Here is a 13,277-nt window from a genome sequence, read left to right on the forward strand (position 1 = left end):
ACGCTGAGAGGTGTACGTCCGGTTTGGGAGGCGGCTCCCTGAAACCTACTGATGAAAGTCAGCAAGGCGCAGGGTGCCTACCTCATACTTAATGCAAATGCACTCAAGCTACGTTGTAACTGACCCGAAAGGTACGGTTTTAGTCGAGTGTGGGAAGCTCTTACAGCGCGGCGGGTATCGGATAAAGGTGCTGAACACGATAAATTTTAAAAAATCCATGCGTTATAATCCCTTTGCCTATATCCGCAGCGAAAAAGACATTTTGAAACTGGTAAATACCTTGATTGCCAACACCAAAGGGGACGGGGAAAAAGCCGGGGAGGATTTTTGGGTAAAATCGGAACGGCTCTTTTACTGCGCCCTTATCGGCTACATTTGGTACGAAGCCCCGGAGGAAGAAAAGAACTTCACGACGCTGCTTGAAATGATAAATGCCAGTGAAGCCCGCGAGGACGACCCGGAATTTCAGTCCCCCGTTGACCTCATGTTTGAACGGTTGGAGGAAAAAGACCCGGAACACTTTGCCGTCCGGCAGTACAAGAAATTCCTGTTATCTGCGGGAAAGACACGAAGCTCTATTCTCATTTCCTGCGGTGCGCGGCTTGCCCCTTTTGACATTAAGGAGCTGCGCGACCTTATGGAAACCGACGAAATGGAGCTTGACACCATAGGCGACCGCAAGACCGCCCTGTTTGTTATCATCAGCGACACCGACGATACTTTTAACTTTGTCGTGAGTATTCTTTACACGCAGCTTTTCAATCTGCTTTGCGACAAGGCAGATGATGAATACGGCGGCAGGCTGCCCGTCCATGTGCGCTGTCTGTTAGACGAGTTTGCAAATATCGGGCAGATACCGAAGTTTGAAAAGCTCATAGCCACCATACGAAGCCGGGAAATCTCCGCGTCGATTATCTTACAGTCGCAAAGCCAGTTAAAGGCAATCTATAAGGACAACGCCGATACCATAGTCGGCAACTGCGACACCACCCTTTTCTTGGGCGGCAAGGAGAAAACCACCCTCAAAGAAATGTCGGAAATCTTGGGGAAAGAAACCATTGACAGCTTCAACACTTCCGAGAACCGGGGGCGCGAGGTATCGCATGGGCTGAACTATCAGAAGTTAGGCAAGCAGCTTATGACGGAAGATGAAATAGCGGTTATGGACGGCGGGAAATGTATTTTACAGCTACGAGGGGTGCGCCCGTTCTTCTCTGATAAGTACGACATTACAAAGCACCCCAACTATAAATATCTTTCCGACTATGACAAGAAAAATACTTTTGATATGGAAAAGCATTTAAGGCGCAGACCCGCCCTTGTGAAGCCGGACGAAGTATTTGACTACTACGAAATCAGCGAAAGCGATTTGCAGGAGGACACCGACCATGAATAGACGTATCAGAAAGAAAAAGGACAAGAAAATCACAGAAGCCATAAACGGGCTTGTTTCGATTGCTGAACGACGGGAACAGCAGCGGCAGGCTGCTATCCGGCAGTTTGTGAAACGGTGTGAAGCCCTGTATGAGCAGCAGCGAAAAGAAAGGAGGAATTGACGCAGTAACAAAGAAAAAGACAACTTGCATGATACGCGCCCCTACAAAAATTCCTATCGCCCACACTGACAACTGAATACCGCCGCGCAGCAGACATTTAGGCAGCGCGGGGACTTATGACCGCGGCAGTTTGAAAACTGACCGCCGTTTTTTATGCCCTTTTACGGGGCAAGCCGCATTTGCGGCAGAAAGGAGTTTTATGGAATTTTTCAACAGCGCAATCGGCGTATTACAGACTTTGGTTATCGCTCTTGGAGCAGGACTTGGCATTTGGGGCGTTATCAATCTCTTGGAGGGCTACGGAAATGATAATCCGGGCGCAAAATCACAGGGCATTAAGCAGCTCATGGCTAATTAGATGTAATAAAAGCGGAGAAAGGAAAAGCACAATCCAGACGGAACCGGCGGTGTAGTCAAGAAATATTGTGGAAACGCAAGATTTCTGCTATAATGGGTATAAAACACTTGACGATGGAAAGAAAGGCGGGAAGCCTATGCACATTAGTTATCAGCCACTATGGAACACACTGAAAGAGCGTGGCATGAGGAAAGAGGATTTGCGGCTTGCCGCCGGTCTTACCACAAATATGATTGCCAACATGGGCAAGGGAAAGAATATCAGCATGGAAACGCTGGTTCGCATTTGTGAAGCCTTGAATTGTGGTATTATGAATGTGATTAAATTAGAACAGGACAATATCTAAAGCGATATAATTTTATATTTGATTCGATTTGCACAAAAAATTAAATTTTAATGGTGTATATTTTCTATTGTACCCAATGTAAATAAGTGCTATCATAAAATAAAACAAGTACATTTGAAACATTTTATGATTTGAGAGTGTGCTTGCAGGTTAGTAGCATATTGCCAATAACTGAATACAAAAAATGTAGGTTCTGGTCATTTTAGAAAGGAGCATTGTTTATGAAAAAATTTAGTAAAAGATTGTTTACCTCGTTGGTAGCGTTTTGTATGCTTTTTTCTGTGAGTGCGGTTCCTGCTTTTGCAGCGGAAACAACAACGGAAATAACGGATACTCAACAGCCGGTAGTCATTGGAGAATATGACGGATACTTAACCGATGTTATGATTTCCGATGGTGTCACCAAAAGAGCAGTCGCTAATGTTCGTATTAACTCTTATGCAACTTATGATGAGGATGATGGGATTCAAGTTCATGTGAAGTTGTATGTACCGTGGTATGAATCTCCAAAACCGGAGTTCACTGGTATGACTGGTACAGTTAATGTGCTTATGAACAAAAAATCCACCAATACGGCATTTGCAGAATTAGCCGACGGTGAAGAAACAATCGAAACTGATGTGGATACTGGAAGAACAGGTAATAGCGGAGATAAGGGAACGGTTTCTGTTTCTGGTGTTGCTACCGCTAATAATGCCTTGGCAGGCGGTGGAGCTTTCGCTATTTCTTACCCTGTGACACTTCCCTAATTAAATGCAAAACAGTTGTGAATTAAGGTTGGTAATAGGTAAAATGAAACGGTTATTGGCAATATGCGTATGTTTTTTTATGTGTGTAGGCTTATGTTCGTGTGATTCTTCCCAAACTCGGTCGGTATCATCATATAACTGGTCTTTAGAATTTATTACTGATTTAGATGGTAATATGTTATTCTCAGGTTCAGTGCATGATGACATACCAGTATTGGATTTGACATTGAGTTTTGAAGAAAAAAGTTTTATCTTAACAGATAACACTCATAAACAAGAATGGACAGGTACATATTCGCTTGAAAAGATTGACAATTCTTCTTCGAAACTCGGATTAACTTTTGAAAATTTAGAGGAGCCTGTTACAGGCGTATATGGAACAAGAGTTTATTCTGATGATTCAGAAAGCGCAACAATTACATTACAAACTGATGAAAATATCCTGTCTTTTGTTGGAGAAGATTCATAAATAAAAACAGCCGCTGTAGGAACAAAATCCTACAACGGCTGTTTTTATTTCCACGGCCTGCGCCGGAAGTTCATACCAGACTGTTTTATCAGCGGGGATTTCTTGAACAGCTTTTTCAAAAGGCTTCGTTCCTCTTGTGAGAGCCGCTTGTATTTGAGCCGGAACGCCTTGCAGAATATCTCCGTGAATTGCTGAACCCTGTCCCCCGGAGATTGCATGGCCTTTTGTACTTCCCGTATAAGTTCATCGGCAGGCGTGGTATCCGGCGCACTTTCGCTGTCATTTTCGTGCGCCTTGCGTATATCATGGAGAATGACGTCCCATGTTTTGTGCGTCACATGGCAGAAAAAATCTTCTTCCTCTATCTGACAGGCTTCCAACACTTTGATTGCCCGGTCTGCCGCAGCTTCGGGGTGTTCTTCCAGTACCATAGCCCGTAAAGCAGCCAGTGAGCTGTTTGTGTCATGGAAGTGCATGGTTGCTATCCCGTCCACATAGATTTCTGCGTCTGCCAGCAATTCCTTAAATTTTTCATGGGAGATAATCTCACACAGCAGCCGGTTATTGAAGCGTTCACTTTTCAGCAGTTCCACGACTTCATCACTCAAATGTAATTCTTCTATCGGGGTGTTTTCATATCTCCGATTATTGGTAAGGCCGAGCAGATAGTCAACCGACACCTGATAGAAGTCTGCCAGCTTCAACAGGCTGCCGTGGTTAATTTCCTTGTATTCGTCGTTGTCGTTTTCATAACTGCCGAGGGCTGATTTTGAAATGCCGGTTTCCTGTGCCAGTTCTTCCAGATTCAAGCCCCGTTCCACCCGTAAATCTTTCAGGCGTTCCTGTACGGAAATGCGGGTTTTCATAAACACATCGCTCCTTCCTGCGGCTGGCTGCCGCTGTTATTCCTTATTATACCATATACCGTTCCGAAATCGTGGAATTTTTCGATTTTGGGGCGGTTTTCCTATTTTATGGACATACGGGAAAGGGTTCAAAAATGAGCTATGATTAAGTCAGTTCATCGATGGATTATTTCCAATCGAATGACCGGCCTGATGGGATATGCTCCCCGGCGATGTAGCGCAACGACCTGCGGCAAGGAAATGGAGGAACCTTGACCGCAGCGAGCGTACCAACGGGAACGAAACGCCGCTGTGAGATTCAGGGGCAGGAACGACAGCAGGACAACCCGGCAGAACTGATACCAAAACGCTACCCAAACACGACAAATCGGCGGGGTGTAGTCTGCCCCGTCCGTAATACTATGGGGCATTTCAAAGCGGCTCTATGGCCGTATTTTCCTTGAAAATCGCCCCGAAACATGACACCAAAAACCTTTATCCGCCTGTTCCCGTTGTTACGGCTGAAATGGGCGGATTTTCTATGATAGGAGGCACTATGCCGAGAATGAGCAAGAAACGGAAGTTGGAGCTTTCCTTCTTCCTCAATGACCGGGGGCGTGTGGCCTACAACGACCTGTGCCGGAAGTGCCAGCATAAGTGCAAGCAGAGTTTCCGGGCTGTCGTGATAGACTGCCCCCATTACCTGTCAAAACGAGCCAAGCGAAAGGAGAAAATCAGTTAAATGGAATTTGAATTTATGAGCGCAGACACGGTTCTGCCGCCTTGTATGCCGCTACCCGCCGCAATGCTTCGGCTGCCGATCAGCAGCACAGCAAAAGTCATGTATGCCCGTCTGCTGAACACCACCCTTACGGCAGGGATAGAGGATAGCAACGGCATTTTGTTTGTCCGTTTTCCTATCATGGAATTAGCGGCAGCCCTCTCCCGCAGCCCCGTCACTGTGAAGCGTTCCCTGAAAGAATTGGAGGACATCGGGCTTATCCTGCGGGTGCGCCGGGGTGTGGGAGAACCAAACCGCATTTACACGCTGCTTCCCAAAGGAGGGCTGCCATGATAAATGAGAAGCTGGAAAAGCTGAATCAGGAGATTGCCAAAGGCGAAGCCAGACTGCGGCGGGCGCAGCATGAAGAAAAAATACTGGAACACCAGGTGAAGCAGCTTACCCGGAAGGAACGGACGCACCGGCTCTGTACCAGAGGAGCTATGCTGGAAAGTTTCCTTTTAAGGCCGGAAGTGCTGACAGACGAGGATGTGATGGACATTCTGAAACAGGCATTTTCTCAAAGTGGCATGAAGGAAATAGTTGCAGAAAGCGTGAAAGGGCGGGTAGCCGGGGAATCCCTTACGGAGTAAGGGCGCAACTATACACCGGTCAAGCCGGTGCGTTGCGCCCTGCCGGGGGCTTCCTGCGGAAAGTGGATGATTTTCAGCACCGTTGCGGCTGCTTCCAATCATCACAGGGGACGCTACACTTCCCCTGCGCTGGCTGCGCCAGCTACCCCTTTGTGGACTTGCCGCCCGGGAACACCTTGCGCTGCAAGCTGTTCCCGTCCAGCAAGTTTACAATTTATCTATTCCAAAACAGGACTGCCCGTAGTATAATAAAGCTAATGACGAACACTATCTAAGGAGATGGTTTTATGTATGGATTGATTGCTTTGAATTTCATCATACCCTTTGTTATGGTTTTTGTAGGATATATCTTAAAGAAGCACCCGGTAAAAGATATGACATCCGGTAACGGATACAATACGCCTACATCTCGGAAGTCACAAGAGCATTGGGATTATGCACAAAGCATAGCACCTAATATTTTTATTGGTATTGGCAAAACATTAGGTTTGGTAGAAATCGTTTTGTGTATATCCTTACTTCTTCTTAATATTTCTACACAGACTACCGTATTTGCAGGAGTAGTTGTTGGAATTATTTTTCTGATTTTTGGATTTTATAAAACAGAAACTGGAATTACAAGTAAATTTGCGAACAAAAACTTTTAAGCTATTAGACAGCTTTCCATCATCGAGCCAACCTGACCCGAACCTTCAAAACTGAATACTAATCGCCTACCAGCGACACCACTAAGCAGGAAATCAGAAACGGTTTCCTGCTTTTCTTTTGCCCAAAATCAACCACAGGAAGGAGGAACGCTATGCCCTGTCCACACCATGATATAAAAATAATCCAGCGCAGCAACCACCAGTCAGCCGTTGCGTCTGCCGCCTACCAGAGTGGGGAACGGCTGTTTTCCGAGTACGACCAGAAGCAGAAATACTATTCCCATAAAAGCGAGATTGTCCATACAGAAATCATGCTGCCGCCCCACGCCCCACCAGCGTATGCAGACCGCAATACTTTGTGGAACGCCGCCGAAGCTATCGAGAAGCAATGGAACTCCCAGCTTGCCCGGAGAATCGTGCTTGCCATACCGAGGGAAATCCCCCCGGAACAGCACGCCGACCTTATCCGGGACTACTGCCGGGAGTTTTTTGTTTCTAAAGGCATGATTGCCGATTTTGCCATCCACGACAAAGGGAATGGGAATCCCCACGCCCACATCCTGCTGACCATGCGGGCAATGGACGAAAACGGGAAATGGCTTCCCAAGAGCCGGAAGGTTTATGACCTTGACGAGAACGGCGAGCGTATCCGGCTCCCGTCCGGGAGCTGGAAAAGCCACAAGGAGGATACCGTGGACTGGAACGACCAGAAGTACGGAGAGATCTGGCGGCAGGGCTGGGCGGCTACCGCTAACCGCTATCTGGAAGCCAACGGACGCCCGGAGCGCCTTGACCTTCGTTCCTATGAACGGCAGGGGCTTGATAAAATCCCCACCGTCCATATGGGGCCAGCAGTCAGCCAGATGGAGAAACGAGGGATACAGACCAACATCGGCAACTTGAACCGGGACATCAAAGCCGCCAATTCCCTTATGCAATCTATCCGGCAGATGGTACGCCACCTGAAAGGCTGGATTGCAGACCTGAAGGAGAAAAAAGCCGCCCTGCTGGAAGCCTTGCAGGAATCGAAGGAACCCACCCTGCCGGAGCTGCTGGGGAAATATCTGGATTTGCGCCGGGAGGAACGTACAGGCTGGACAAGCAAAGGCCAGCTTACAGGCAGCGTTGCCGATTTCAACAAGGTTATGGAAGCTATCCGCTATCTGCGGGAAAAGGAGCTGTCCACTGTGCAGAGTTTGGACGCTTATCTGGATACCGTCAGCGGGCAGGCCGTTTCCATCCGGGCAGAGATGAAGCCGAAAGAACAGCGTATGAAAGAAATCAACACCCTGCTTTCCCATATCGCCAACTTTGAAGCCCATAAGCCGGTTCATGTGGAGTATGCTGCCATCCGGTTTAAGAAGCCACGGGAACAGTTTGCCGCCGCCCATCGGGACGAGCTGGACGCCTATAATGCCGCTATCCGTTATTTCAAGGTGCATTTGAAGGAGAAGAAGTACAGCATTAAAAAGCTGAATGAGGAACAGACACAGCTTGCCGGAGAAGTTGCCGGATATAAGGAACGGTTGTCCGCATTACAGGAGGATGTGAAGATTCTCCGGGATGTGCGTCACTGGCTCAATCAGGTTCTTCCGTCTGAACAGTACCGCCAGACCGCCGAGCCGGGAAAGAAACCGTCCATCCAGCAGGCAGTCAAAGGCCGGACGCAGCGTATCCGGGAAGAACAGGCCGAGAAACGGAAGCAGCCCCGCACAGAGAAAAAACAGGATATGGAACTTTAATAGGCGCTTGCTATTTTCTTTTTCGAGAATGACAGGCGCTTTTCTTATTTTCAGGAGGATTTATTTGAATGTATTTAAAGCTGTCAAGCAGTCTGTTACCACCCGGCAGGCTGCGGAGCATTTTGGAATCCGGGTGGGACGAAACGGGATGTGTGTCTGCCCCTTCCATGCTGATAAAAACCCCAGCATGAAGGTTGACCGGCGCTTTCACTGTTTCGGCTGTCAGGCAGACGGGGATGTGATTGACTTTGTTTCCCGTCTGGAAGCTGTCAGTCCGAAGGAAGCCGCCCTCATGCTGGCGCAGGAGTTCTCCATCCCCTATGAGGACAGGGAACCACCCGGCAGGAGAAAACCCAAACCCCGGCAGGAAACCCCGGAACAGCGGTTTTGCCGCATGGAGCGTTACTGCTTCCGGGTGCTGTCCGATTATTACCATCTTCTGCGCCGCTGGAAACGGGACTATGCCCCTAAGATGCCGGAAGAAGCATGGCACCCGCTTTTTGTGGAAGCCTTGCAGAAGCAATCCCATGTGGAATATCTGCTGGATGTGCTGCTCTCCCCGGATATGGAGGAACGGGCAGTCCTTATCGTTGACTATGGAAAGGAAGTGAGCAATCTTGAAAGACGAATGGCAGAGCTTGCCGCCCAAGATACGGCAGGCCGCAGAACAGACCATACAAGAAGCAGCCCCGCCCCGGAGCATTGAGGAAGTAAAGGCCATGCTGGAAAGCACCGAGAAAGGCAGCGTCCGCAACAGTATCCGCAACTGCCTGACCGTCTTTCAGAATGACCCGCTGCTTTCCGGGGCAATCGCAAAAAATCTGCTGACCGAGCGAGTGGACATTGTAAAGCCCATCGGCTACCACCGCATCGGCACCGCCATCACGGACACGGATATGAACTATCTGCTCCTGTATCTGGAAGAAACCTATGGGCTTACCAGTGAGAAAAAGATTACCGCCGCCATCGGGATTGTTGCCAATGAAAACGGCTACCACCCCGTCCGGGACTACCTGAACGGCCTTTCATGGGATGGGCAGGAGCGTATCCGCTATTGCCTGCGCCACTTTCTGGGAGCCGACACCGACCAGTACACCTATGAAGCCCTGCGGCTGTTCCTGCTGGGAGCCATCCACCGGGCATTTTGCCCCGGCTGTAAATTTGAAGTCATGCTCTGTCTGGTGGGCGGTCAGGGAGCCGGGAAATCCACCTTTTTCCGGCTGCTGGCAGTAAAAGACGAGTGGTTTTCCGATGATTTGCGGAAGCTGGATGATGATAACGTGTACCGCAAGCTGCAAGGCCACTGGATTATCGAGATGTCGGAGATGATTGCCACCGCCAATGCCAAGAGCATTGAGGAAATCAAGTCATTTTTAAGCCGACAGAAGGAGGTCTATAAAATCCCATACGAAACCCACCCGGAGGACAGGCTGCGGCAATGTGTGTTCGGCGGCACTTCCAATGCCCTTGACTTCCTGCCCCTTGACCGTTCCGGCAACCGGCGCTTCCTGCCGGTCATGGTGTACCCGGAACAGGCCGAGGTTCACATTTTGGAGGACGAAGCCGCTTCCAGAGCCTATCTTGCACAGGTCTGGGCAGAAGCCATGACGGTTTACCGCAGCGGGGATTTTAAGCTGTCTTTCAGCCCGGAAATGGTGCGCTATCTCAAAGAACACCAGCGGGATTTCATGCCGGAGGACACCAAGGCCGGGATGATACAGGCATACCTTGACCGCTATACCGGCGGCATGGTGTGTTCCAAGCAGCTTTTCAAGGAAGCCCTGAACCACCCCTTTGACGAGCCGAAGCAATGGGAAATCCGGGAAGTCAACGACATCATGAACCATTGCGTGACGGGCTGGAATTACTTTTCCAACCCCCGTGTGTTCCCGGAATACGGCAGGCAAAAGGGCTGGGAGCGTGAAACGAAAGCAACGGACATCAGCAACGGAGCTGAAAAAATCCCGGAAGGATTTGAGGAAGTCACGGAACAGATGGAGCTTCCCTTCTGAAAAATGCAGCCGGTTGCCGACCCTGTTGCACTCCCGTTGCCGAGCCGGTTGCCGGGAAACCCCCCGTAACTGCGGGCTTTTCCCCTTATCAGCAACCAAAACAACAGAAAAATAAAAGAAAATAAAAATAAGAGCCAAACTGCCAGACAGAGATAGTTTTCAGGTTTTTTGAAGCCCGTTGCCGGACTTCGTTGCCGACCTTCTCCTTGTCTGGCTTATTCTATTATGGAGGATAACTGCCTATGGCAAAAACGAAAACAGAGATTCATGTTACCACAGTTTTTGACGGCGAACTGGACGCCACAGACGTCTTTGTGAGCCTGATTGCCCAAAAATATGGGCAGAATACCAGCAAAGAAAATCTTGCGAAAACACAAGATTTAGAGTATAATAAGGATGAGGTTCAGAAGAACCGTGTTCCGTCTGGATTGTGCGGGTAAACGGTTATGATGAACGGATATGAATATACAGACATGGACGCAATACTGGCAGGCAGCTTCCGGGCAGCCATCTATTGCAGGCTTTCCAAAGACGATGACCTTGACGGGGAGAGCGCCAGTATTGCCAACCAGCGGGATATGCTGGAAAAATACTGCGAAAAGCAGGGATGGGAGGTTGTGGCAGTCTATCAGGACGATGGCTACACGGGGCTGAACATGGAGCGCCCCGACCTGAAACGGATGCTCAAAGCCATCGAGCGCAGGCAGATAAACCTTGTCATAACGAAAGATTTATCGAGGTTGGGCAGAAATTATTTGCAGACCGGCACACTCATTGAGGACTTCTTTCCCCGCCACGGCGTCCGCTATATCGCCATGAATGACGGTATCGACACCATGCGGGAGAATAACGACATTGCGCCGTTCAAGAACATCCTCAACGAGATGTACAGCAAGGATATTTCCAAGAAGGTACATTCCTCTTACCTTCTGAAAGCCCAGCAAGGCCAGTTTACCGGCTGTATCGCCCCTTTCGGGTATCAGAAAGACCCGGAGGACAAAAACCATCTGCTGGTGGACGAGGAAACCGCCCCCATTGTCCGGCAAATCTTCCGCTGGGCGCTGGAAGGACACGGCCCGAACTTTATCCGGCGCAGGCTGGAAGAACAGAAGGTGCCTTGCCCTACATGGTGGAACCGGGAACGGGGCTTCCGCAATGTCCGCACTAAATGGGAAAAGAAAGACCCGGTAAACGGGCGGTATATGTGGGATTTTTCGGTAATCAAGGACATCCTGATGAATCCCGTCTATACCGGGGCTATCGCTTCCCAGAAGAAGGACTACCGCTTCAAAATCGGCACCATCGGGGAAAAAAAGCCGCAGGACTGGATTGTGGTGGAGGAACGGCATGAGCCGATTGTTGACCGCAAGAGCTTTGACATCGTGCAGGACAAGCTGAAATCCCGGCAGCGTTCCCGCCAGACCGGGGAAATCAGCCTGTTTGCGGGGCTTCTCAAATGTGGCGAGTGTGGGAAATCACTGACTATCCGCTACACCAACGACAAGCACCCGAAGCAGATTTATTCCTGTAAGACCTATAATGCCTATGGGAAACAGCACTGTACCCAGCACCGTGTGGAGTACGAAACCCTTTACCGCCTTGTGCTGAACAAAATCCGGGAATGTGCGAAGGCCGCCCTGATGGACGGGGAAGCTGTTGCCGGACGGCTTACCAACACCTGTGAAGCCGAGCAGAAAGGCCAGCGGGAAGCGTTGGAGCGTTCCCTGACGAAGCACGAGGAACGGATTGAGGTACTGGAAAAAATGGTGCTGCGGCTCTATGAGGACATGGTTGCCGGACGTATCAGCGAAGCAAACTTCAATCTCATGCTGGATAAGACGCAGAAGGAACAGGCTGAACTAAAGGAACGGGTTGAACAGGGGCGCAGGAAGCTGGCTGATGAAATCCGCCTTGCCGTGGACGCCAAGCAATGGGTGGACGCCATTCAGGAATACGCCGACATCACGGAGCTGGACGCTGCCACCCTCAACCGTCTGATTAAAGAAATCGTTGTCCATGAACACATCGACAGCGATAAGACACGACACATTTCTATTGAAATTCATTTTAATCTCAAACCCATCCCGGAGGTGGAACAGGTCACGGCCTGACCTGTTCCCGCCGGGGCGGTTCTAAAAAAATTCCATAAATTTCTTGACACGCCGCCGCCCGCCATCGAGCAGAGTTTTACACCTATTTTGGTATGAAACAGCTCATGGCGGGCGGCGGCGTTGCCCTTATCGGCACTATCCTTGTACCTCTGCTTTCCGGCTTGTTCGGTTAAGCGCGGGTAGCTGCCTATGCAGAGCATACTTGACGCGATTAACGAATGGATAAAGGAAATCCTTATCGGAGCGATAAACGGTAATCTGTCAACTATGTTCGGGGACGTAAACGAAAAAGTAGGGACTATCGCAAACGAGGTAGGACAGACCCCGCAGGGTTGGAACGCAAACATTTTCAGCATGATACAGACCCTTTCTGAAAATGTAATCGTCCCGATTGCGGGGCTTGTCATTACCTATGTCCTATGCTACGAGCTTATCAGCATGGTAACGGAAAAGAACAATATGCACGACATAGAAACATTCATGTTCTTTAAGTGGATATTCAAAGCCTTTGTCGCGGTGTTTATCGTAACCAACACGTTTAACATCACAATGGCGGTCTTTGATATGGCGCAGCATATCGTTTCCGGCGCAGCGGGGGTTATCGGCGGCGATACGAATATCGACGTTGCCGAAGCCCTTGCCGCCATGCAGGAGGGGCTTGAAGATATGGAAATCCCCGAACTGCTCTTACTTGTGCTTGAAACAAGCCTTGTGAGCCTTTGCATGAAAATCATGTCCGTACTGATAACCGTTATCCTCTACGGCAGAATGATAGAGATTTACCTTTACTGTTCGGTATCGCCTATTCCATTTGCAACCATGACCAACAGAGAATGGGGACAGATTGGAAACAACTACCTAAAAGGGCTGTTCGCTCTTGGTTTTCAAGGCTTCCTCATTATGATATGTGTCGGCATTTACGCCGTACTGGTAAACGACATGATAATTGCAGACAATCTGCACAGCGCGGTATTTTCCCTTGCCGCCTATACGGTTATCCTCTGTTTTTCTCTATTCAAATCCGGCACACTGGCAAAATCCATATTCAACGCCCACTAAGGGCAGAAA

General features: G+C 49.3%; 16 protein-coding genes and 2 pseudogenes. 17 read left to right on the top strand and 1 reads right to left on the bottom strand.

The features are described from left to right. Nucleotides 1-88: 88 nt before the first annotated feature. The 6 genes and pseudogenes from OCV54_RS04820 to OCV54_RS04845 all read left to right on the top strand — a co-directional run. A pseudogene (locus OCV54_RS04820) lies at nt 89-1,396 on the top strand (VirD4-like conjugal transfer protein, CD1115 family); the annotation flags it as partial. Then, nucleotides 1,389-1,556: a hypothetical protein gene (locus OCV54_RS04825; protein WP_002610319.1), complete on the top strand. Its 168-nt coding sequence runs from the start codon at nt 1,389-1,391 to the stop codon at nt 1,554-1,556. The pseudogene OCV54_RS04820 and the gene OCV54_RS04825, both read left to right, overlap by 8 nt. 199 nt (nt 1,557-1,755) lie before the next feature. Further along, nucleotides 1,756-1,914 carry a Maff2 family mobile element protein gene (locus OCV54_RS04830; RefSeq protein WP_070099084.1) on the top strand — a complete coding sequence of 53 codons (159 nt, stop codon included), beginning with the start codon at nt 1,756-1,758 and terminating at the stop codon, nt 1,912-1,914. A gap of 136 nt (nt 1,915-2,050) precedes the next feature. After that, nucleotides 2,051-2,260: a helix-turn-helix domain-containing protein gene (locus OCV54_RS04835; RefSeq protein WP_015514784.1), complete on the top strand. Its 210-nt coding sequence runs from the start codon at nt 2,051-2,053 to the stop codon at nt 2,258-2,260. Nucleotides 2,261-2,481: 221 nt separating this feature from the next. Next, nucleotides 2,482-3,009 (top strand): hypothetical protein, encoded by a 528-nt coding sequence (locus OCV54_RS04840; protein WP_007884079.1) that lies wholly within the window; start codon nt 2,482-2,484, stop codon nt 3,007-3,009. 175 nt (nt 3,010-3,184) lie between these two features. Continuing rightward, complete coding sequence (locus OCV54_RS04845) at nt 3,185-3,478, top strand: hypothetical protein (RefSeq protein ID WP_006859269.1); 294 nt, start codon at nt 3,185-3,187, stop codon at nt 3,476-3,478. A 44-nt stretch (nt 3,479-3,522) separates the two neighbouring features. Here the strand turns inward: OCV54_RS04845 and OCV54_RS04850 are convergent, their stop codons facing one another. Beyond that, complete coding sequence (locus OCV54_RS04850) at nt 3,523-4,344, bottom strand: helix-turn-helix domain-containing protein (RefSeq protein ID WP_006859270.1); 822 nt, start codon at nt 4,342-4,344, stop codon at nt 3,523-3,525. A gap of 535 nt (nt 4,345-4,879) precedes the next feature. Between OCV54_RS04850 and OCV54_RS04855 the strand changes: the two genes are divergently transcribed. The 11 genes and pseudogenes from OCV54_RS04855 (at nt 4,880) to OCV54_RS04905 (ending at nt 13,268) form a co-directional block, all read left to right on the top strand. Further along, nucleotides 4,880-5,065: a hypothetical protein gene (locus OCV54_RS04855; RefSeq protein WP_033118356.1), complete on the top strand. Its 186-nt coding sequence runs from the start codon at nt 4,880-4,882 to the stop codon at nt 5,063-5,065. After that, nucleotides 5,066-5,398, top strand: coding sequence for a hypothetical protein (locus tag OCV54_RS04860; protein ID WP_006859272.1), 333 nt, complete (start codon nt 5,066-5,068; stop codon nt 5,396-5,398). It begins immediately after the preceding gene. Next, nucleotides 5,395-5,697, top strand: coding sequence for a DUF3847 domain-containing protein (locus tag OCV54_RS04865; protein WP_006859273.1), 303 nt, complete (start codon nt 5,395-5,397; stop codon nt 5,695-5,697). Before OCV54_RS04860 ends, OCV54_RS04865 begins: the two co-directional genes overlap by 4 nt. Nucleotides 5,698-5,984: 287 nt before the next feature. After that, complete coding sequence (locus OCV54_RS04870) at nt 5,985-6,344, top strand: SdpI family protein (RefSeq protein ID WP_006859274.1); 360 nt, start codon at nt 5,985-5,987, stop codon at nt 6,342-6,344. Between the two features lie 152 nt (nt 6,345-6,496). Further along, nucleotides 6,497-8,086, top strand: coding sequence for a MobQ family relaxase (mobQ, locus tag OCV54_RS04875; RefSeq protein ID WP_006859284.1), 1,590 nt, complete (start codon nt 6,497-6,499; stop codon nt 8,084-8,086). 64 nt (nt 8,087-8,150) lie between these two features. Beyond that, complete coding sequence (locus OCV54_RS04880; RefSeq protein ID WP_014081132.1) at nt 8,151-8,792, top strand: CHC2 zinc finger domain-containing protein; 642 nt, start codon at nt 8,151-8,153, stop codon at nt 8,790-8,792. Between the two features lie 13 nt (nt 8,793-8,805). Continuing rightward, nucleotides 8,806-10,098, top strand: coding sequence for a virulence-associated E family protein (locus OCV54_RS04885; RefSeq protein WP_007884071.1), 1,293 nt, complete (start codon nt 8,806-8,808; stop codon nt 10,096-10,098). A 242-nt stretch (nt 10,099-10,340) separates the two neighbouring features. Continuing rightward, on the top strand, nt 10,341-10,538 hold the full coding sequence (locus tag OCV54_RS04890; RefSeq protein ID WP_006858666.1) for a hypothetical protein: 198 nt from the start codon (nt 10,341-10,343) through the stop codon (nt 10,536-10,538). Between the two features lie 6 nt (nt 10,539-10,544). After that, nucleotides 10,545-12,209: a recombinase family protein gene (locus OCV54_RS04895; protein WP_007884068.1), complete on the top strand. Its 1,665-nt coding sequence runs from the start codon at nt 10,545-10,547 to the stop codon at nt 12,207-12,209. Nucleotides 12,210-12,298: 89 nt separating this feature from the next. Further along, nucleotides 12,299-12,382, top strand: a pseudogene (locus tag OCV54_RS04900) (Maff2 family mobile element protein); the annotation flags it as partial. Between the two features lie 16 nt (nt 12,383-12,398). Beyond that, on the top strand, nt 12,399-13,268 hold the full coding sequence (locus OCV54_RS04905) for a VirB6/TrbL-like conjugal transfer protein, CD1112 family (RefSeq protein ID WP_002610323.1): 870 nt from the start codon (nt 12,399-12,401) through the stop codon (nt 13,266-13,268). The last annotated feature ends 9 nt before the right edge of the window (nt 13,269-13,277 follow it).

This window comes from Coprococcus aceti, assembly GCF_025567285.1.
Taxonomy (GTDB): Bacteria; Bacillota; Clostridia; order Lachnospirales; family Lachnospiraceae; genus Coprococcus; species Coprococcus aceti.

Coding starts and splice junctions, on each gene's coding strand:
- OCV54_RS04825 (WP_002610319.1), top strand. CDS start 1,389: ATGAATAGACGTATCAGAAAGAAAAAGGACAAGAAAATCACAGAAGCC.
- OCV54_RS04830 (WP_070099084.1), top strand. CDS start 1,756: ATGGAATTTTTCAACAGCGCAATCGGCGTATTACAGACTTTGGTTATC.
- OCV54_RS04835 (WP_015514784.1), top strand. CDS start 2,051: ATGCACATTAGTTATCAGCCACTATGGAACACACTGAAAGAGCGTGGC.
- OCV54_RS04840 (WP_007884079.1), top strand. CDS start 2,482: ATGAAAAAATTTAGTAAAAGATTGTTTACCTCGTTGGTAGCGTTTTGT.
- OCV54_RS04845 (WP_006859269.1), top strand. CDS start 3,185: ATGTTATTCTCAGGTTCAGTGCATGATGACATACCAGTATTGGATTTG.
- OCV54_RS04850 (WP_006859270.1), bottom strand. CDS start 4,344: ATGAAAACCCGCATTTCCGTACAGGAACGCCTGAAAGATTTACGGGTG.
- OCV54_RS04855 (WP_033118356.1), top strand. CDS start 4,880: ATGCCGAGAATGAGCAAGAAACGGAAGTTGGAGCTTTCCTTCTTCCTC.
- OCV54_RS04860 (WP_006859272.1), top strand. CDS start 5,066: ATGGAATTTGAATTTATGAGCGCAGACACGGTTCTGCCGCCTTGTATG.
- OCV54_RS04865 (WP_006859273.1), top strand. CDS start 5,395: ATGATAAATGAGAAGCTGGAAAAGCTGAATCAGGAGATTGCCAAAGGC.
- OCV54_RS04870 (WP_006859274.1), top strand. CDS start 5,985: ATGTATGGATTGATTGCTTTGAATTTCATCATACCCTTTGTTATGGTT.
- mobQ (WP_006859284.1), top strand. CDS start 6,497: ATGCCCTGTCCACACCATGATATAAAAATAATCCAGCGCAGCAACCAC.
- OCV54_RS04885 (WP_007884071.1), top strand. CDS start 8,806: ATGCTGGAAAGCACCGAGAAAGGCAGCGTCCGCAACAGTATCCGCAAC.
- OCV54_RS04890 (WP_006858666.1), top strand. CDS start 10,341: ATGGCAAAAACGAAAACAGAGATTCATGTTACCACAGTTTTTGACGGC.
- OCV54_RS04895 (WP_007884068.1), top strand. CDS start 10,545: ATGATGAACGGATATGAATATACAGACATGGACGCAATACTGGCAGGC.
- OCV54_RS04905 (WP_002610323.1), top strand. CDS start 12,399: ATGCAGAGCATACTTGACGCGATTAACGAATGGATAAAGGAAATCCTT.